19 protein-coding genes and 3 tRNA genes are annotated in these 18,907 nt (G+C 50.3%); 4 read left to right on the top strand and 18 right to left on the bottom strand.

Annotation, left to right across the window (positions count from 1 at the left end; all coding sequences use genetic code 11):
• Window positions 1-143 precede the first annotated feature (143 nt).
• The 4 genes from tsaD to murJ are packed head-to-tail and all read right to left on the bottom strand — an operon-like array spanning window position 144 to window position 3,444.
• Window positions 144-1,154 (bottom strand): tRNA (adenosine(37)-N6)-threonylcarbamoyltransferase complex transferase subunit TsaD, encoded by a 1,011-nt coding sequence (gene tsaD / locus DPEP_RS09495; RefSeq protein ID WP_005661617.1) that lies wholly within the window; start codon window positions 1,152-1,154, stop codon window positions 144-146.
• 4 nt (window positions 1,155-1,158) lie between these two features.
• Window positions 1,159-1,326 carry a hypothetical protein gene (locus tag DPEP_RS13465; protein ID WP_005661615.1) on the bottom strand — a complete coding sequence of 56 codons (168 nt, stop codon included), beginning with the start codon at window positions 1,324-1,326 and terminating at the stop codon, window positions 1,159-1,161.
• A 5-nt stretch (window positions 1,327-1,331) separates the two neighbouring features.
• Window positions 1,332-1,865 carry a hypothetical protein gene (locus DPEP_RS09490; protein ID WP_050771323.1) on the bottom strand — a complete coding sequence of 178 codons (534 nt, stop codon included), beginning with the start codon at window positions 1,863-1,865 and terminating at the stop codon, window positions 1,332-1,334.
• Window positions 1,858-3,444 (bottom strand): murein biosynthesis integral membrane protein MurJ, encoded by a 1,587-nt coding sequence (gene murJ / locus DPEP_RS09485; protein WP_005661611.1) that lies wholly within the window; start codon window positions 3,442-3,444, stop codon window positions 1,858-1,860. Before murJ ends, DPEP_RS09490 begins: the two co-directional genes overlap by 8 nt.
• A 42-nt stretch (window positions 3,445-3,486) precedes the next feature.
• Between murJ and DPEP_RS09480 the strand changes: the two genes are divergently transcribed.
• Complete coding sequence (locus DPEP_RS09480) at window positions 3,487-3,930, top strand: hydrogenase maturation protease (RefSeq protein WP_005661609.1); 444 nt, start codon at window positions 3,487-3,489, stop codon at window positions 3,928-3,930.
• A gap of 8 nt (window positions 3,931-3,938) precedes the next feature.
• Here DPEP_RS09480 and lptB read toward each other — a convergent pair whose 3' ends face one another.
• The 4 genes from lptB to DPEP_RS09460 all read right to left on the bottom strand — a co-directional run bounded on the left by lptB (window position 3,939) and on the right by DPEP_RS09460 (window position 7,186).
• A complete protein-coding gene (gene lptB, locus DPEP_RS09475) occupies window positions 3,939-4,676 on the bottom strand; it encodes an LPS export ABC transporter ATP-binding protein (protein WP_005661608.1) in 738 nt (245 codons plus the stop codon).
• A 13-nt stretch (window positions 4,677-4,689) separates the two neighbouring features.
• The gene (locus DPEP_RS09470) at window positions 4,690-5,430 is read right to left on the bottom strand and encodes an LptA/OstA family protein (RefSeq protein ID WP_005661606.1); all 741 of its coding nucleotides are present in this window, start codon (window positions 5,428-5,430) and stop codon (window positions 4,690-4,692) included.
• Window positions 5,427-5,846, bottom strand: a complete 420-nt coding sequence (locus DPEP_RS09465) for a hypothetical protein (protein ID WP_005661605.1) — start codon at window positions 5,844-5,846, stop codon at window positions 5,427-5,429. The genes DPEP_RS09470 and DPEP_RS09465 overlap by 4 nt, the downstream gene beginning before the upstream one ends.
• Before the next feature lie 86 nt (window positions 5,847-5,932).
• Window positions 5,933-7,186 (bottom strand): class II fructose-bisphosphate aldolase, encoded by a 1,254-nt coding sequence (locus DPEP_RS09460; RefSeq protein ID WP_005661603.1) that lies wholly within the window; start codon window positions 7,184-7,186, stop codon window positions 5,933-5,935.
• A 310-nt stretch (window positions 7,187-7,496) separates the two neighbouring features.
• Here DPEP_RS09460 and DPEP_RS09455 point away from each other — a divergent pair.
• Both DPEP_RS09455 and DPEP_RS09450 read left to right on the top strand, forming a co-directional pair.
• Window positions 7,497-7,570: transfer RNA gene (locus DPEP_RS09455), tRNA-Gln, on the top strand.
• Window positions 7,571-7,573: 3 nt separating this feature from the next.
• A tRNA-Glu gene (locus tag DPEP_RS09450) sits at window positions 7,574-7,649 on the top strand.
• A 55-nt stretch (window positions 7,650-7,704) separates the two neighbouring features.
• Here DPEP_RS09450 and DPEP_RS09445 read toward each other — a convergent pair.
• The 5 genes from DPEP_RS09445 to DPEP_RS09425 form a co-directional block, all read right to left on the bottom strand.
• Window positions 7,705-9,261, bottom strand: coding sequence for a Na+/H+ antiporter NhaC family protein (locus DPEP_RS09445; protein WP_005661602.1), 1,557 nt, complete (start codon window positions 9,259-9,261; stop codon window positions 7,705-7,707).
• Between the two features lie 36 nt (window positions 9,262-9,297).
• A complete protein-coding gene (locus DPEP_RS09440; protein ID WP_005661601.1) occupies window positions 9,298-10,416 on the bottom strand; it encodes an ATP-NAD kinase family protein in 1,119 nt (372 codons plus the stop codon).
• A 72-nt stretch (window positions 10,417-10,488) separates the two neighbouring features.
• Window positions 10,489-12,060 carry an aminomethyl-transferring glycine dehydrogenase subunit GcvPB gene (gene gcvPB, locus DPEP_RS09435; protein ID WP_005661600.1) on the bottom strand — a complete coding sequence of 524 codons (1,572 nt, stop codon included), beginning with the start codon at window positions 12,058-12,060 and terminating at the stop codon, window positions 10,489-10,491.
• 16 nt (window positions 12,061-12,076) lie between these two features.
• Window positions 12,077-13,456 carry an aminomethyl-transferring glycine dehydrogenase subunit GcvPA gene (gcvPA, locus tag DPEP_RS09430; RefSeq protein WP_005661599.1) on the bottom strand — a complete coding sequence of 460 codons (1,380 nt, stop codon included), beginning with the start codon at window positions 13,454-13,456 and terminating at the stop codon, window positions 12,077-12,079.
• 23 nt (window positions 13,457-13,479) lie between these two features.
• The gene (locus DPEP_RS09425; RefSeq protein WP_005661598.1) at window positions 13,480-14,253 is read right to left on the bottom strand and encodes an SDR family NAD(P)-dependent oxidoreductase; all 774 of its coding nucleotides are present in this window, start codon (window positions 14,251-14,253) and stop codon (window positions 13,480-13,482) included.
• Window positions 14,254-14,442: 189 nt separating this feature from the next.
• Here DPEP_RS09425 and DPEP_RS09420 point away from each other — a divergent pair, with 189 nt between their 5' ends.
• Complete coding sequence (locus tag DPEP_RS09420) at window positions 14,443-15,108, top strand: GntR family transcriptional regulator (RefSeq protein ID WP_005661596.1); 666 nt, start codon at window positions 14,443-14,445, stop codon at window positions 15,106-15,108.
• 48 nt (window positions 15,109-15,156) lie between these two features.
• On the opposite strand, the gene DPEP_RS09415 is transcribed toward DPEP_RS09420, so the two are convergent.
• From DPEP_RS09415 to DPEP_RS09395, 5 genes are all read right to left on the bottom strand, one after another.
• Window positions 15,157-15,588 (bottom strand): MarR family winged helix-turn-helix transcriptional regulator, encoded by a 432-nt coding sequence (locus DPEP_RS09415; protein ID WP_005661595.1) that lies wholly within the window; start codon window positions 15,586-15,588, stop codon window positions 15,157-15,159.
• Window positions 15,589-15,749: 161 nt separating this feature from the next.
• Window positions 15,750-16,277 carry a chemotaxis protein CheX gene (locus tag DPEP_RS09410; RefSeq protein WP_005661593.1) on the bottom strand — a complete coding sequence of 176 codons (528 nt, stop codon included), beginning with the start codon at window positions 16,275-16,277 and terminating at the stop codon, window positions 15,750-15,752.
• A gap of 60 nt (window positions 16,278-16,337) precedes the next feature.
• A complete protein-coding gene (locus tag DPEP_RS09405) occupies window positions 16,338-17,741 on the bottom strand; it encodes a dihydrolipoyl dehydrogenase family protein (RefSeq protein WP_005661591.1) in 1,404 nt (467 codons plus the stop codon).
• Window positions 17,742-17,933: 192 nt separating this feature from the next.
• Window positions 17,934-18,009, bottom strand: a tRNA-Ala gene (locus DPEP_RS09400).
• Window positions 18,010-18,086: 77 nt separating this feature from the next.
• Window positions 18,087-18,830 (bottom strand): peptidylprolyl isomerase, encoded by a 744-nt coding sequence (locus DPEP_RS09395; protein ID WP_005661589.1) that lies wholly within the window; start codon window positions 18,828-18,830, stop codon window positions 18,087-18,089.
• Window positions 18,831-18,907: the final 77 nt, after the last annotated feature.

Below are 18,907 nucleotides of genomic sequence, written 5' to 3'. Positions count from 1 at the left end.
CACTCAAACCTTGTGAGTGCTAACCGACGCTGTTGATAATACAGGCAGCCTCTTTAAATCTCAAGAGAGATCAGAGGCATTGTGACGCAAATAATCCATTTTATGGGCTAAAATCGTCTTTTTTCTTCTAAAATCACATTTGGTCAAACTCCGTCCATGATGCTCCACGACGGAGAAGGAGCCAAGTCCAAACCGCTTCTACGTCCTCTCATCCAACCGTGGTATCCTGCCGCACCTATCATGACGGCGTTATCGGTACAATAGAACATATCTGGAACATACCCCTTCCAGTCCCCTCGATTGAGGACCAGATCCCTGAGACAGCTATTGGCGGCGACACCTCCCGAGAGCACCACCTTTTCAACCCCGGTCTTTTGGACAGCCAGATCCAGTTTACATATCAGGGCCTCTACGGCAGCTCTCTGAAAGGAAGCACATATATCCTCCACCGGGAGAGATGCTCCTTCTTTCTTTATGCGTTCTACCTGCCAGAGTACGGCTGTCTTCAAACCACTGAAACTGAAGGATATCTCATCCGATCTTTTCAAAGGAACGGGAAAGTCGAATGCCTGGGGATCACCGTCCTTCGCCAATTCGTCCACGATAGGGCCTCCCGGATACGCGAGGCCTAGAAGTTTAGCCACCTTGTCGTACGCTTCTCCTGCGGCGTCGTCTTTGGTTCCTCCCAGTATTCTGTAAAACCCCAGATCTTCTACGAGGACAACTTCAGTGTGCCCGCCGGAGACTATCATCGCTATGAAGGGAGGATCAAGGTCGGGATGATTTACCACGTTGGCGAACACGTGTCCCTCCAGATGGTTTACCCCTAGAATCGGTTTTCCCCAGGCCTGGGCCAATCCCTTGGCCGTCATGACACCTACCAGCAAGGACCCCATCAGTCCCGGTCCAGCGGTCACGGCGATGAGGTCCAAGTCCGACGGTTTTGCATCGGCTTCAGCTAAAGCCCTGTCCACCAAGGGAAGAATCGCCTCCAGGTGCATCCTGGAGGCGTATTCCGGAACAACCCCTCCAAAGGGAGCATGGCTCTCCACCTGAGAGGACATCGTAGAGGACAGTACATTTCTCTGGCCATCGATTACGGCAACGGCGGTATCGTCGCAGCTGCTTTCTATGGCCAATGTCAGGAACCCCATAAACTTAACTCCCGCAACCGTTGCAACAACTGCAGTTACCGCCGCAACTTTTTGAGTTGAACTTCTCTCCACTGACGTGAATCAGAACCTTGCTGCCGCAGAAAGGACATTTAAGCTCTCTCTTTTCGCTTTTGAACTCCTTTTCGCAGGCCGCGCATTTAAAAACGTGCACTAACCTCACCTCCTCGGGACAATCCAATCTGTCGCCCAGTCACCGTAAACAATCTCCAGAGAATGCCCCGGCTTCAGAAAAGATCTGGGGACGGAGAATGCCAACGTAGCCAACGTGCCGGAAGACAGGGGACCGACGTTTACCATGTCCTTTCTGGACAATACGTCAGTCATCTTTAATTTATATCCCCCCACCTTTATCTTGGTGGGATCAAATTCCCAGTTTTTTATCGCCTCGTATCTCAACAGGAAGAACTCCCGTTTCCCTCTTCTTGCGGCCGATTCATATTGAAGGTTCCATGTCAGCCATTCCGGCAAATCTCCTCTATCCACTCTGGCGACATCACATAACCTCCTGTCCATAAACAGGAAGATCAATTTTGCTTTCGCTCCTAAAACCATATCGCCCATAACCTGACCTTCGACCCACACCACCGACGAGCGATCGACCTCCAAATCATCAAAAGACAAACCCCAACAGGGGGCGCCGACGACAAAAAGCACCGACACAACAAGCGAGAAGCTAAATATTTTAATCATTCGATTTATCACGGTTTTTCTGTCCTTTCCCTTTTTTAGAGACGACGGCCTCTTTTATCCAACGAAGCTCACCGGACCCCATAACGGCGGCTCCCCCTATGTAGAAGGCACCTCCTAAGATCGCGGCTAAAAGGATCCACAGTGATCTCCAGGCCATCGAACCGTTCTGGGGATAGGGATACCAAACCGAGAGACCGTACAGTGCCACGGTCAGAGCCGATAGAGCTACCAGATTTTTAACGATCCATGACACGTCGAACAAACCTATCCGATGTGTCGTCTTCCTACTGAGAAGATAAAGCCCGACAAACGAGGAAAGAGTAAAGGCTATCGAGGTAGCCAAAGCCAGCCCACTGAATCCCATAGGGCGCAGGAGCAATACGCTGATTACCAGGTTAGAGACGACGCTGGAGACTGTCACTGCAACGGCCGCCCTTGGAAGCCCCTTGGCGTAGAGCGCTCTCATGATCACAGTAGAACAGGCCATTCCCGGAAGTCCCAAAGCGTACATAGACATGGCCAAAGAGGTCGCGTTCCATGCCCATTCGTCGAAAGCCCCTCTATAGAAAAGAACGTGTATCACGGGCCCCGAGACTATGCAGGCTGCCACCGTTATCGGCAGTATGGCGAAAAGAGCAAACCTCACCGAATCCCGAACGGTCTCAGAGAAAACCCTGTCCCCCTCCAACAGGCACCTAGAGAGCTCGGGAAGCACCGCTTGAGATATGGCTATCACGACGAGCCCGAGAGGAAGCTGTATAACTCTGTTAGCATAGTTCAATACCGATATGGCCCCATCCTGAAGAAAAGAACCCAATACTCTGCTGATGATCGGGTTTATCTGATTCAGAGAAAGACCTGCCGCATAGGGAAGGAAGAGCAACATCATCCTTCTGAGCTCGGGATCTCCTTTTCTAGGAATCGCCGGGAGGAGGGAGACGCCTTCTCTGGAGACCGCCAGAAGCTGTATCCCCATCTGCAATACCCCTCCTAGAAGGACCGCCCAGACCAGACAGGATACGCCGCTCCTTGACGCAAACAAGAGCACGATCGTAATATATGCTACGTTGGCCATGGCGGGAGCCACGGCAGGCACGAAAAACCTGCCCATGCTGTTTAAAACTCCCATGGCCAGTGCGGCCATAGATACCATCATCAGATATGGGAACATCCATCTTGTCAGAGACACAGCCAAGTTGGTCTTTTCGACGTCAAATCCCGGGGCCATCAAGGAGACCAATAATGGAGACATTAGATAACCCAAGACGACTACCACGGCACACAAAAAAAGCAACACAGATGAAGCCTGCCTAGCCAGGTTTTCGGCCCTCTCGCATCCGTCCTTCTCGAGGACCTGAGCGAAAACCGGCACGAAAGCTGCGGAGAGTGCCCCTTCCGCCAGAAGCTGTCTTGCCAGATTAGCAAGGGTATAGGCTATATAGAAAGCGTCGAGAGAACGAGAGGCCCCGAAGAGGGCCGCGGTTATGATCTCTCTAGCCAGTCCAAGTATGCGGCTAGCGAAGGTTCCTAGCATCATTGTAAGAGCATTTCTGACCATACGAGAGAGAATTACCGACACAGAGCTTCCTCCAGTTCAAGATAGATCGAGGTGCATAATAAGATGAGCAAGACGATGATATGGGGTCTGGGAAACGAGCTCTACGGGGATGACGCGGTAGGGGTGATAATATCCGACAGATTAAAAAGAACCCCTCCTGCCGACACGGTGGTATACACATGTTATACCGTACCCGGAAATTATGTATATGCCATAAAGAGAGAGAGGCCAGAAAAGTTGATCCTGGTGGACGCCTCCGACATGGGGCTCATCCCCGGGGATTTCAGGCGTTTTTCGATAGAGCGAATATCGGATGTCTCTTTCACAAATCACGATATGCCCCTGAACCTGATGTTGAACCAGTTCGATCTGGAGACGTTCGTAATCGGGATACAGCCAGATAGAGTCGTTCTAGGAGCTCCCCTCAGCGTCAAGGTGGCCTCTGCAGCAGAAAAGGTAGAGAGAATCCTTAGAAGAGAAGGGACCGACGAAATAGCACCTCTTTGATTAAAAAATCACCAGGTAAACCTCTCTCCGAGATAGAACTTCCTGGCCACCTCGCTCCTGGCTACCTCATCAGGGTTGCCCTCTATGACTATCTCTCCTCTGTGGATTAGATAGGTCTTATCGGTTATGGCCAGGGTATCCCTGACGTTATGATCGGTTATCATTATTCCGTATCCTTTTTCCCTGAGCCCCAGAATTATCTGCTGTATATCGTAGACCGCTATCGGATCTATCCCGCTGAAGGGTTCGTCCAAGAAGATAAAATCCGGCATTATAGCCAGGCAGCGAGCTATCTCGAGCCGTCGTCGCTCTCCACCGCTCAAGGCGTATCCCGACACGTCCACCAGTCTCTGAAGCCCCAAATCTTCTATCAGACGATCTGCGATCTCCCGTCTCTCCGCTTTAGCGACGTGTCTCTCCTCCAACACAAGGTCTAAATTTTCTCTAACAGTCAGACTTCGAAATACCGAGCTCTCCTGAGGCAGATAGCCTATTCCGATACGGGCTCTCCTATAGACAGGAAGGCCGGTTATCTCCCTGTCTCCCAGTAGGACGCGACCTCTGTCGGGTCTTATCAACCCTACTATCATGTAAAAACTGGTGGTTTTACCAGCTCCGTTAGGCCCCAAGAGTCCGGTGATCTTTCCCATAGGAATCTTCAGGTCGACCCCTGAAACTACAGTCCGTTTTCTGTAACTCTTCGTCAACCCCTCTGCAGAAAGAGTAACTCCATTTCGGGATGTCATAGTTAACACAACCTCATTCCACGTCGAAGGTTATCTTGGGGTTGCCCTTCGCCTCTATCTTGCTTGTAGCCGGATAAAAGACCACGTTTTTGGCGGTTATCTTTCTACCCCTCTGTACCGCCACCGCTCCTCCGCTCATAACGATCGATCCTCTATCCTTGGAGTATAGCGCTTTACCACCGGAGATTCTCGTCACAGTCCCGTCTTTTGCGTGTTTTATCTCCATCTCAACGGATCCCTCGGCCTCGAACTCTAGAAGCATACCTTCGCCGATCGCCCCTTTTACCCTATCGCAGGACAGGGAAAGGCCTTCGTCGTCGTCCTTAAAACGAGTGACCTTAGTCGCTATAAAACGATTTCCGATCATCTCAACGTCGTAACATCTCAAAGAACGGCTTCCGAAACGACCGTCGACGGAGCCAACCATGGATATTTTCTCCGGTTTGGAGAAGGACGCGCTAAGTTCCTGGCAGTGAAACGAAAGATTCTCGCCACTCCAGGTTCCCTCGGCCCTAACGTTCTGCCACATCCTGGCGGTATTTTCCCTGTAGCTGCCCTCGCAACGGTCGGAGAAAACCTTGAGTTCCTCCCTTATCAACGTGACATTTCCCACTCCGACCAAAAGCCCCGTAGCTGTGTCAAAAGTCATGTTGTCGGCTGTAAGCTTCACCTTGGCAAGACCAGTGGAGGAAAACGAAAATACCGAAAATAAAGAAAGCAACAGCACCGCCAGAACCGTTTTGGATAGACTCATCTACGACCGTCCTCGTCGGAATCAGCAGGGACCCACCCCATGGAGCCGATTCTTCCCACAGCATCTTCCACCTGATAACGAGAGAAAAAACCCCTGTCGACGATTTTCTTCGTCGCCCGTAATATTATCTCCTCTCCGTACCATCTGCTTATGGAATCCTCTACCAGGGCTTCTTTCGCAGCCCCTCCTCCGCGAATTCTACAGTAGACTACGAACGGAGTTCCCCCTCCAGAAGGCACCCTATTGCGTCTGATATAACTGGATGTCAGTTTTCTGATGTCCACCACGACAGGATCTATGACCAGACGAGCTTCTTCCATATCGTCAAGTAGATGGCTTATCCTCTCATAGTTGGCTATCTCCACTGACAGAACATCCAGAAAGTGATCCTCCAAGCGAATAGATCTATCCTGCATTTTCCAGGCCCCCTTTAAAATCGAACATCGGCCTTGAAATTATATAGTAAAGGCCTCCATAATAGGAGGCCTCTGGGCAAAATGTTCTAGTCGGAGTAATCCTCGCCGTCTTTCTTAGCTGCGTTGGGAGCTTTGTCCGCACCAAAATCCCCTCGAGAGGCTTGGACTTTAGTGTCGGGGAACGGATTCCAGTTTTCCCTGGAAGACATCCTTTCCTTGACTATTTCGGCGGTTCCCTCCGCGTTGAAGGCCTTTATGAACCTCTCGGCCCACCACTGGGTCTCCTCGACTATCATGTCGAGACGCTCCGAAGGAAGAGACTCTATTCGCTCCCAGAAAGGAAGATTGGCTTTTTTATAGTTACCGTCCTTACGGCTATAGCCCTGATCGTCACACCAAGAGACCAGATCATTCCATAGATCCATCGGTATCCCTCGATCCGGCTCTTTTACGTAGCTATCCCCTTCTATTACGGCATTACCGGTCTCCTGGTCCATCTTGATTCCGAACAGCACATTTTGGAATAAGGTCGCCACGTTGCCCTTGTTTATGCCGTATTTTGAGAATTCAGCACACTTGTCTATGGCGGTACCGGATATGCCGTGTTGAGCTATGGATACACCGTAGGGAGCAATGGCTTCGGCGATTTCCTTCGTCCTCTTGAGATCAATCCCCTCCGCCTGCCCCTTCGAGGCATCGTAGGTACCGTGCAAACTCCCGTTCGAGATGGCCAAAAGATCAGGAAAGATACTCCAGGAATTCAATCCGCCTACGAAGTACAGAGCCTCCTCGACCGTTGAAAGTTCCCCGGCTCCTTTTATCTCGCCCACCTCTACCTCCAGACCGAAATAAGGGGGCACGTGCATAGCGACATCTCTGGTAGCACAAAGGTTCTCCCAATCGGGAAGATGGGAGGCGTCTATGGCGACGGAGGTCCAACCATTTCTGACTATCCTACCTAAATCGGAGACCGCCTTGATCACGTCGTCGTAACCCTTTATACCGTAGTGATCCACGTGAAGGGCAAAGACAGCTCCGTGACCGATTTCGGACGAATATCGAACGGCAGCCTCCGGCAGAGTATCGAAATTACTTCCACAATAGTTGGTCTCCGATTTCGCTATCTCTATCACAACCGCGGCGTCAAGTTTTTTTGCCGCTTTCAGAATACCTTTTACGGTAAGGGGATGTCTGGCGTTCGCAGCCAAGGCAATTGCTCCTTTGTATTTCATAGCTCCGAAAACATCCCGTCCGCTGACCAATGCCACGTCCTCGGAACCCCATCTAGCTCTGACGTTTAGAGGACGTCTGTCGAGAAAAGAACTCTCGTTAGATACCATAACACTATCACTCCTCAAGATAACACGATAACGTCTAGGCGGAACCTCTAAGACCTCTTCCTCCGTGAGATCCTCCCATTCGAGATCCATCGGGACAACCTCACTGAGAACTTTTGTTTTTAGAGGTACGCTGAAATAGACGTTCCAAATACTTCGTTCCTCTTTTGACATTATAGCCATACAGCCGCTTTCGTAAAAGAGGAGAAGTACGTCCAAAAAAGAGACTATTTTGATATTTATTCCGGGGTTGCGAACATCCAACCTCCATGGTATTATACCTCTCGCACCGGGCTGAAGCTCGGTCGACCATTGGGGAATCGTCCAACGGCAGGACGCCTGACTCTGGATCAGGTAATCGGGGTTCGAATCCCTGTTCCCCAGCCAAATGGTCCCTTCGTCTAGTGGTCTAGGACGCCGGGTTCTCAGCCCGGTAACAGGGGTTCGAACCCCCTAGGGACTGCCAAAAGTTAAAGGCCTTCCATGAAAAATGGAGGGCCTTTTTGTTTTAAATCGTTATCCTAAGATTCACTCATTCTCAAACCTCTCAAGTACCCCACGTGAAGGAGTTTCTGCAGCAACAATAGCAAGACCATGCCTATAGGTATTAAAACCGCAGGAGAGATCCTGAAAGCCCCGTATAAGATGTACATGGACAACACCACCACAGCTACGGTAATGGCGTAGGGTAACTGGGTGGCTACATGATCTATATGATCGGCTCCGGAAAAGATAGAAGACATCACGGTTGTATCGGATATCGGTGAACAGTGATCTCCGAATATAGCACCGGACAGAACCACACCGGCAATGGCGGACGATGTCGAGGGATCCCCCGTTATGTTGTAAGCGAGGGGAATAGCCAAGGGAGTCATGATGGCCATGGTTCCCCAAGATGTCCCGGTGGCAAAAGCTATTAATATAGAGAGCAAGAAGATAATCACTGGAAGCACCACGAAGGGTAACTCCATTCCGATTTTTTCTATTATGAATTGAGCCAACCCCATCTCCTTCGTTATCGCACCAAGGGACCATGCCATCACCAATATGGAGGCGGTCAAGACCATCAGTTTAAAACCATCTACGAAGGTATCCATAGCGTCCTTGAAGTCCATTATTCTCGTCGTAAGAGCCAGTGCTACCCCCGTCGCCGCCATAGCAAAGGCTCCCCAAAGCAAGGCTATCGACGCATCCGAATTCTCCAAAACCCCCATAAGAGAGGTTCCGCTCCTTCCGGTCCAGTAAAGCCCCGCTAGAATAACCACGAAAGCCGCTACAAGGGGCAGTACGAATGTTATAATCATCGGGTTGGTCTTTATAGGTTCTCCCAGCTCAGACCCTACGTCCAACATCGGTACGGCTCCATCCCGGTTGAACTTACCCGTAGAGATAGCCCTCATCTCCGCCTTTAACATCGGTCCATAGTCCTTGCCCGTATACATAAGAACTCCAACGAAAAACAACGTAAATATGGAATAGAGGTTGAACGGAATGGTCTTAACGTAAGCCTCCACAGGTTTTATGGTAGTTATTCCGGCGATATCCAATCCCTGTTGAATCATCCCTATCTGGTAGGCAACCCAATCGGATATGAAGAGAGCGGCGGCCGGAGCGGCTGTGGAATCTAGAACGTATGAAAATTTCTCGGAAGAGACCCTGTACTCCTTGCAGATATCCCTGAAGACGTTGCCATCGACGGCGGCGACCAGACAATCGTTGATGGATGTGCCCATTCCCAAAAGCCAGGTACCGAGACAGACCGATCTTCTGGTCTTTATCCTCTTCTTGGCCTGATCCGCCAATGCAAAGCTGCCTCCCAGCCTCCATATGAAGGATATCCCTACTCCCATGAAAAAAGTAAAAAGCAGCAATCTCGCGTTCCATGGATCCACCATGTTATCGACGATCGTCTCAAGAGAGTATCCGATACCTGCGAGGACATTACCGTGCGATACTATAACCGCTCCGGTAAAAAGCCCGGCAAAAAGCGACGGAAGGACCATCTTGGTCCTGAAACACAGTATTATGGCGACCAAAGGCGGCAATACCGCCCATAATCCGTATCCGACAGATTCCATCCTTAAATACCTCCCAACCAAGTTCACATTCAACCATCATTCCAAAGGCCATATAAGCTCTCTGCTGTCTCCGACTATAACCGACACAAATCCCTTCAGATCTTCGTCCAGCTCTCGGTCCCCCGTATCTACCAGCAGAGGTTTTCCGAAAAGTGCCTCCATTTTTTCAGGGGTTGCTATAACCGATATCCCCTCCTTTCCTACGGAACGAACGATATCGGGACTAAGCTGTTGGTTTCCTCTTCCCAACAGAAATCCCTGACCTCCTATTGGAGAGAGAATCATGGCTACCCTGAGGGAGGTAGCTTCGATCGCTTTCCTTATCTCTTCCTCGGTCATATCCTTGCCGATCATCCTTCCTCCTATGACGGCATCGACGCCGAGCAAGGTTCCGTCGATACCGAGATAGTCTGAAAGCCCCTTAACGGTGGACCCCGACCCAAGTAGATATATGACGTCTTCATCCATGGAAGAAGCGACGTAACAGGCTAGTTCCTTCAATCGGAAGGACGACGACTCTCTGTGTCTTCCCGACTTCTTAGACTGCATGCCCTCCGGTGATACCGGGACTCTCATATATCCGTAAAGGCTGGCGGACAGTCTCCCATCTCTGAACGCTTTTTCATCTATGTCCATCACCTCGGCAAGACGAAAGTCGTCTATCCTCCCCCTGATATATCTCTCGAGTATTTCCCCCGCTTTCAGCGGAGTCTTCGCGAAAACCGCGGAGTGCAACTTAACCCCGCCGGGAATCCCTACGACCGGTATTCGATCTCCAATTACGGACGCTACGTCTCTGGCTGTACCGTCCCCTCCGACAAAACTCAGAAGATCCACGTTCATCTCGATCATTTTTTCGATCGCGAAAGCGGTATCTCGACCGGTCGTGGGAATTGCGAAATCGCCGCCTAACACCTCAAAATCCATGCCTAAAGACAGAAACGCCTCCTCACCCATAGGACCGGGACAGGTTATCCATCGAACCCCATTGAGATCTATCAATCCTCTCAGGACTGAGATCGCCCTTTCCTTCGCCTTAGGGACAGCACCCAAAGCGATGGCCCGCTCCAGGATCTCCGGGCCATCGGTTCCCTTTAGTCCCACCGCCCCTCCCATTCCTGCGACGGGGTTGACTATAAAACCGACGGTTTTCAAAGCATCACTCCTCTTTTCTAAAGAAGAACGGCCTTTGGACGTGAACCGAAACCCACGTCCAAAGGCCGAGAATCAATCTTTCCTTCTCTCAAAATAGCCGTCGTATTTCTTTTTGTAGGATCTCCAGGTTATGGCCCAAAGATCGGGATCGTCCAAAACGTCGTGATCCACGTGGTGTATGGTGCTATTATGCGGAGCATGTCGTATAGTATCGGGATCGTCGTAACACTCTTGGGAGATCCGTTCCAATATGGCACAGAACTCGTCGAGATCGGCCTTTGAATAGGACTCGCTCGGTTCGACTGTAAAGGGTTCGGGGATAACCCAGGGTTCGTGACTGGACCAGTAATGGGTTCCGAAGTCAGCTATACGACGCTGAACGTCCTCGGTGCCGAACCCCGTGTCCTCTTTGAGTTTTCTCCAGCTGTACCTCGCTTGTTCTATTCTCGGAGCATGATCGGGAAAGGAGATGGAACAGCCCTTTATGGAGAGAAGCTTTTTCATAACATAGTTATTGTTGAGAATGGCTACCCTGGAGGCCTCGTTCAGACCTTCGGCTCCTAGGCTCATAATCCAGGCATAAGCCCTGACGATAACCGGAAGAGTGCCGTAAAACGCCTTTATCTTCCCACAGCTTTTAGGCATATCCCAGTCCAGCGAAAAACGGTCTCCTTTTTTAACGACCAGAGGGGCGGGCAGGTAAGTCCCTAGGAACTGCCTAGCAGCGACCAGACCTGTTGCAGGACCTCCACATCCGTGAGGGGATGAGAAAGTCTTATGAAGATTGAAAAATGAGAGATCAAAATCGGCCTCTTTCGCCCGAGCGATACCGAGCAATCCGTTGGCATTGGCCTGGTCATAGCAACATAGAGCACCGAATTTCCTGGCCAAACCGGTGAAATCCTTTATACGACCGTTGAATATACCGGTGTCCTCGGGATTGGTGAAAAATATAGCGGCAGTACGATCGGATAAAGCGGCCTTAAAGGCTTCGAAATCGGGCAAACCGTCCTTATCGGGCGGAAGGACGACCACCTTAAACCCCTTCACTATCGGAACGGCCGCGTCGGCGGGATGGGAGAAAAAAGTGGTTATCACCTCGTCTCTACGATCCTCCTCGCCTCTATCCCTAAAATATGAACGAACTACGGTGGCCATCGCCAGAGCTCCGTGTGATCCACCTCCAGGCTGAAGACTGAAACAGTCCAGGCCGGAAATCTCCTTGAAACACTCCCCCAGGCGGTACATGACCTCAAGAGCTCCTTGGACGGTTGATTCATCTTGATAGGGATGGAGATCGGCTATTTTAGAGGAAGTTGCAAATATCTCGTTGACCTTAGGGCTGTACTTCATCGTACAGGTCCCCTGTCCTATGTCGACGTTGTAATCGGCTCCCAGGTTCTCCTGGGCCAGATGGTTGAAATGTCGCAACACCTGAGGCTGTCCCATCTCGGGCAACAGCGGAATATCGGAGCGACGCATGGATTCCGGGATGGCGGAGAGACCATCTCCAACGGATTCCTCTATCTTCGGCCCCGCCTCAGGCACCAATACCCCTCTCTGACCTGGTTCGCTGAGATCGAATATTATCGGTTCATCCCAACTCGCCTGGTGAAATCTACGGATCATAGCGGTTTTATTCATATCGAGACCTCCCCGCTTACCCTAGACAATCCCGTAGAGTCTCCACGAGAAAATCGATATCCTCGGCGCTTATCATCTCGGTAACGCAGAAGAGAGCACACTGCCCCAGTTCTTTAAAATCCGAGGAGATATCTTTGCCTCCGAATATGCCCTTACCCAACAGATACTCGTTGATATCTTTCACGCATTTCCCGGTGTGATTGAAATCGACGACGAACTCCTTAAATGACACCGATCCGAAACGATCGGTAGAGACCCCCGGAATTTCGGAAAGACGTTTTTTAGCATAGAGAGAACGCTGCATTATGCCCCGTCCGAGATCCTCCATTCCACGAGGTCCCATGGTAGCCAGATATACTCCAGCTCCGATTCCCCATAAGGCGGAGTGGGTTCCGACGAATTCTTTAGCGGTCTCCCTATTGGCGAAGGAGGTCCTCTCCCACAGGACGTCTCCGAAGCCCCACTCCCCTCCGGAGGTGGGAGCCAGACTAAACAGCCTTGACGGATATTCCTCGACTATCCGAGGATCGTCTTTAGTAGCTATAAAACCGCCACCGGTACCGTAGTTCATGTGAATCCCCAAAGATTGGATATCTCCACAGGAGATATCTGCCCCGTATCGAGATGGAGGGGTTAAAACACCCAGAGAACTCGGATCGACGTATACGACGAAAAGCGCTCCCTCATCGTGAGCAATTTGAGCTATAGAAGCTCCCCTTTCCTCAATCGACCCCAGGAAGGAGGGATTCTCGACGTATACCGCCGCGACCTTATCGTTCAAAATCTCTTTCAGTTCGGCTGGATTTACCAGCCCTGTTTTCTCGTCGTAACCCAGATATTCGACAGAAAGAACCGGATCCAGATACGTTTCGATAACCGCCCTGCGATCAGGATCGATAGCTCCAGCCAATAGGATCACATTTCGACCGCTAACACGGGAAGCCATTCTGAGCGAGGTCGCAGCCGCCTGAGCTCCGTCGTAGGTCGGGACGTTACAGACATCCACGTCCAGAAGCTCGGCCATCATGCTCTGATATTCAAAGAGAGCCTGAAAACGCCCGTGATCCTCGTAGGGTTCGCCAGCATAGGCTGTCAGGAACTCGGCTGAAGAGACTACCTCGTCCACCACCGCCGGAACCTGATGGTTGTAACAACCAGCTCCGAGAAAGGATATACTCCTACCTGCCGGGATGTTTTTGTCGATTATTCCGTCCATATGTCGACGGAGTTCCGCCTCCGAAAGACATGGACGGGGAAGCTTCAAACCTCCTCTGATCCGAAGTTCTTTCGGTATGTCGACAAGCAAATCGTCTATGGATTGGACTCCTATATACTCGAGCATCTCTTTCTGTGCTTCCGGTGCCGAGTTCGGTATATAGGGATACACTTTTTTCATGACAGACCTCCTGAAGTTAAAATCTATGCAATCCCGCCGCCATCGACGACCAAACTACTTCCGGTCACCCAAGGAGACATGTCGCTAGCTAGAAAGAAAACACATTTGGCCACGTCCTCCGGGGTTCCCAGCCTTTTGATCGGCCTTTTAGAACACTCCTCTCTGTAGTTCTCGTCGTACACCCCACCTAACTGCTCGCACTCGCTTTTTAACATAGGGGTATCGATATCTCCGGGACACACGCAGTTCACGTTTATGTTGTCCGGTCCCAGATCTATGGCCATAGCCCTAGTCATGTTCCAAACCCCTCCTTTGGCAGCACAGTATGAAACGGCTTTAGGCCCTCCTTTGAAACTCCACCCAGAACCTATGTTGACTATTCGACCTCTGCCTTGTCTCCTCATATGGGGAACCACGAACTTAGACATCAGGAATACGCTTTTCAGCGTCACCCCGAGAGCCAGATCCCAATCGCTCTCGCTCAACCCCACCACATCGTTTCGTCTCGCGACACCGGCGCAGTTGACCAATACGTCTATACGCCCGAACCTCTCCAAGGCAGCGTCAATGCAGCAAGAACAACTACCGCTATCGGTCACGTCACACAGAAAAAACTCAGAATCTCCTTCGATCTCGGCACTCCTCGCCGGACCGGCATCGCCATTTATATCGAACATAGCAACGGACACGCCGGTATTTGCGAAAAAACGAGATATCCCCAAACCGATTCCTGAAGCCGATCCGGTCACTAACGCCACCTTGCCCTTCATACCGAAAAACTCGTTAAGATCGATCACCCTTACCCCTCCTCAATCGTCATAACAAAATTTAAGTATACATAGAATACATTGGACACTTTGTATATAACACTGACGCTCTATCTTGTCAACACATTCTCTGTATTTAGAATTATTTAGCACCAGAAAGCTTGTAAATGCAGAGGGGTTCTTGTATGATTTTCGTTGTTCAGACAGGGAGGGAACCGCATGAGAGATAACGTCTTTTACACTACGACCGCAGATTACGTCTACCATGAACTGAGAAGCCAGATATTGACTAAAAAATTGAAAGCCGGTCAGAGGCTTCCTGAGATAGCCATAGCCAAACGGCTGGACGTAAGCCGCACACCGGTAAGAGAGGCGTTGAGAAAACTAGCCAACGAAGGAATAGTGCAGTTGATTCCTAACGGGGGAGCCAGACTGACCGCCCCGACGAAAGAGGAGATAGAGAGCACCTACGAGGTAAGAGAATACCTCGAAAGACTGTCCGTAAAAAAAGCGGCAACTCGTATAACACCGCTTCAGATCTGCAAACTCGAGGAACAGATAGAAAAAGAGGAAAAAAGCTTCGAGGACAAGGATCTAGAGGGCTATTTGGAGATAAACAAGAGGTTCCACAGCATAATAGCGGAGGGATCGGGCAACGTGGTCCTTGCCGAGTACATAGAAAACGTGTTATCCAGAACCTACGTTTATATGGTTTTCTACGAGAATTTTTTTGATTTTCACGATAACCCTAGCCTCGACGAGCATCGGGCCATATTATCCGCCCTGTCCAGACACGACGAGGAGCTGTCCGTCCAACTGATGAAAGACCATCTGGACCTCTCGTGTCAAGGACTCCTCTCAAAGCCGAGGGGGGAACAGCGTTAGACACCGTTCCCCCCTAGATCGATAAGACGTGTTATGTTTTAATTACTATCATAGAGCTTCTAAAAATCGACCTAAAAAACCTATCAGGTTATCTTGTTCGTCGTCGTTAAGCTTTAAAGCCAGCCTTTTTACCAGCTCACGCTGTTTCTGACTATGCCGCTGAAAGTACTCCTCTCCCTTGGAGGAGAGAACTATTCTGTAGGAACGACGATCCATCTCGTTCCTACATCTTTCGACCAAGCCCATTTCCTGCAATCTATCGACCATGACCGTTACCGTACCAGTCGTAAGTTCCATCTTTTCAGCGATATCCTTCATTCTTAGGTTTCTATTACGACCGATAACACCGATGGTCCTCATCTGAGCGGGAGAAAGCCTTCCCAACTTGGCAACGGCCCCTTCCCACCCGCTAAATTTTTCACAAAATTCCACCAAAAGATCGGTCATATCCTCTATTTTTTCGTCCTTAACCTCTATCATTCTTTAACACACCCCACCTTCAAATAACTCGGACTCGAGATTTATACCATATCGAGACAATAAAATCAAATGGCTTGATAGTCATTTTAAAGGCTTTCGCTACAACTAAACACGCTAGAGATTTAAAAAAGAGAGCTTCCTTAAGGAAACTCCCTTTAAGTCTATAGGTTGGGGCTGTTGATTACCAGATGGGCCACCCCATCCCCTCCGTCTGCCTCACTCAGAAGGTAAGGCAATATTATATGAGCAGTCCTTTCCGATTCCACCTGTCTGATCCTCTCGCCGCAAAAGGTCTGAGGAGGAGTTATATCTACCGAGAAGCCCTCCTTGCTCATCTCGAGAGCCATCCTACCTGCCACCATATTCAACATCTCCCCTATGGAACTAAGGGCAATGGCGTCCTCCACGTCAGGACGGATAATGCCTCCAGTCAAAGCCCCTACGTAACGACTAAAACCGGCCTGATCCAGTATTACGGAAAGTCCTCCTCTGCAGTCTCCCACCACTCCTATCATGGCGATTATAACGCCGTAAGGGATCGAGTAGGAAAGCGAGGTTTCCCTCCTCCGAAAGTGGACGTCTATGCCCATGGATTCGTTAAAGCGATAGAATCCTCTTTGAAAAGACTGCACTAATGCCGTCAAAGTCTCTATCGGGAGTTTTCTGAACTCCCTCCCAGGATCAACCATCGTAATCCCCCTTCAAGACCCTTCCTACGACGATCAAGCCGGTATTCGGATCTTATCGGATCATCTCAAAATAAAACGGGCAAGTTTCCAAAGGATAGGAGATCTCATTTTCGACATCATCCATTCCTCCGCTACCATCTTGTTGATGGTTCCGACAGAAGGGAAAGGATGTTGGGTCATCATGATATGGGTCATCCTACGCCTGTCCTGAATGGCCACGGTCCATTCCTGAATAAGCTCACTCGCCCCTTCACCTATAACGGTCGCTCCAAGGATTTTACCAGACTTCCCGACTATAATCTTTACGAACCCCTCCGGGTGACCATCCGCTACTGTCCTGCCATATGAACTGTACTTCTTCTCGCAAACATCGTAATTTAGCCCTCTTTTTGAAGCCTCTTTCTCCGTGATTCCTACCTGAGCTATTTCCGGCTCCGTAAATACCGCCCAGGGAACCACATACCGATCTCGGCGGGTCCAAGGCAGACTGAACGGAGATAAGGCATCCATAAAAGCCAGCATACCCTGGTGCATAGCCGCGTGGGATAGAAGATATTGCCCGTTACAATCTCCTACGGCGTATATATTTTTGACGCTGGTCCTCATACGTTGATCCACGGAGATCCCTTTTTTATCGTGGTTTACCCCAACCTCGTCCAGTCTCAAACCGGATATACGAGGGACCCTTCCGGCCGCCACGAGGAGCTTTTCGGACTCAAAAACGTCATCTCCAGAGTAGAGGAAAACCCTGCCGTCTATCTTCTCCACTCTGTCTATCGAAGCGGAGTTTCGTACGGTAACGCCCTCTTCCACCATAACCTTTTCAAGCAGGTGCCCCGCAGCTTCGTCCCCTGTCGGCACTAGATGGGGGTCCATATGCACGATGGTCACATTAGTTCCCAATCTAGCAAATGCCTGTCCCATCTCGCTGCCTATGGCACCTCCGCCTATGATAGTCATAGATTTGGGTATCTCCTCAAGCTGGAAGAGATTCTCATTCGTCAAAATGTCGGGGAGATCCTTCAATCCAGGTATAGGAGGGATGGCGGGGCTTGTCCCCGTAGCTATGAATATCCGCTTTCCCCTGTAGGTATGGCCGTTCACCCTTACGGCATCAGGTCCATCCAGAACGGCCTCTCCGGATATCAGGGAGACCTTCTCGAACATCTTCATCGTTTTTTTGCTGTTTATAGCGTCTATTTTATCCCGAACCACCGACATAGGGGAGACCTTGAGGATATCGGCGTCGATATCGATCCCGTAGGAGGAGAGCCTCTTAAGCCCATGAAATGCCTCGGCCCCTTTCAACAACGCCTTACTGGGGATACACCCACAGTTAAGGCACTCTCCGCCGATTTTACGCCTCTCTATCGATAGGACGTTAAATCCCATCGAGACCCCCATCGCGGATACCGCCATACCGGCTGGCCCCATCCCGATCACTATCAAATCATAGTTTTTCATATCCACCCCTCCTTAAAGTCGTGAGTCTAGATATGTCTTATACTATACCACTTCTAAAAAGCCCATAAACAATAACGCAATAAGAGCCATGGCATAGAAAACCACAAGGCTGGACACATAAAATCGACGCTTTTAAGAAGAATTCTAAGGAACAAAAAAAGGCCCACTCTATAGAGTGGACCTAAAAAACAATGGTGGAGCTAAGGGGATTCGAACCCCTGACCTCTTGAATGCCATTCAAGCGCTCTCCCAACTGAGCTATAGCCCCGATCAATTTACATCGACGCCTCGCGGCGACAGGGAGAATTATATGTTAGGAGGTCGATCCTGTCAACACCTTTTGTATCAGTTTACGGGAAGGATTCTACCCCTCAGTCTGCGTAGCTCTTTTTCCAGGTAGAATCCCTTGAGGTCCTCTCTAACCCTGTCCCTTACTACGTCAAAAGGCAGGACTCGACTGCCCTGAAATTCCAACACCCTCGCTATCCAGAGACCGCCATCGGAAGAAAGTACAGGAGGCACGTCTCCTAGCTTGAGATCGAGAAAAAAAACATCCTTAAGGGCATCGGGGACATCCTTCAAGCTGAACCACCGTGGCTCTCCTGTATCGAGACTACCGTCGTATGAACCGCCACAGTGACGAACCTCGGCTAAAACCCTCTCTGGAGCTCTATACCTTTCACCGTTGGATGAGTGGTACTTTCGAAGAGCTTCTTCGGAGAGATCCCAGGTCAAACCGATTCTGCCGACGTAAGCTTTAGCCAATGTATTGATGCCGTCCCAACGGATCTTCCTCGCCACGTCCTGATTCAACCCCAGTCCCCTTAACCTGGAGGCCTCGGAGAGAAACAGGACGTCCTCAACGTGGGAAATAAAGTTTTTTCTCTGCTTGGAGTCCATTCCCATCCAAGCCAAAGCCGCTACATCCATGCTGCTGTCCATCCGTCTGGATAAAAGATAAATAAGGTCGTCCTCGGTCACCTCCTGACCTCCGACCTTCGAGAGACAGGGTTCTGCCAATGCGAAATCGGAAATCAAAAGGACGACCGCGATGACCAAAAGGCCCCGTAGAAAATCCTTAAAGATCAAAAGACACCCTCCTTACTGCCGGGCCTGGACATTTCAAAAAAGGAGGGCTTCCGCCCTCCTGCACAGGTAATACAGGC

Source organism: Dethiosulfovibrio peptidovorans DSM 11002 (assembly GCF_000172975.1).
Lineage (GTDB): Bacteria > Synergistota > Synergistia > Synergistales > Dethiosulfovibrionaceae > Dethiosulfovibrio > Dethiosulfovibrio peptidovorans.
Note: the sequence above shows the minus strand (reverse complement) of the source record. Positions and strands in the feature narration are given on the sequence as shown.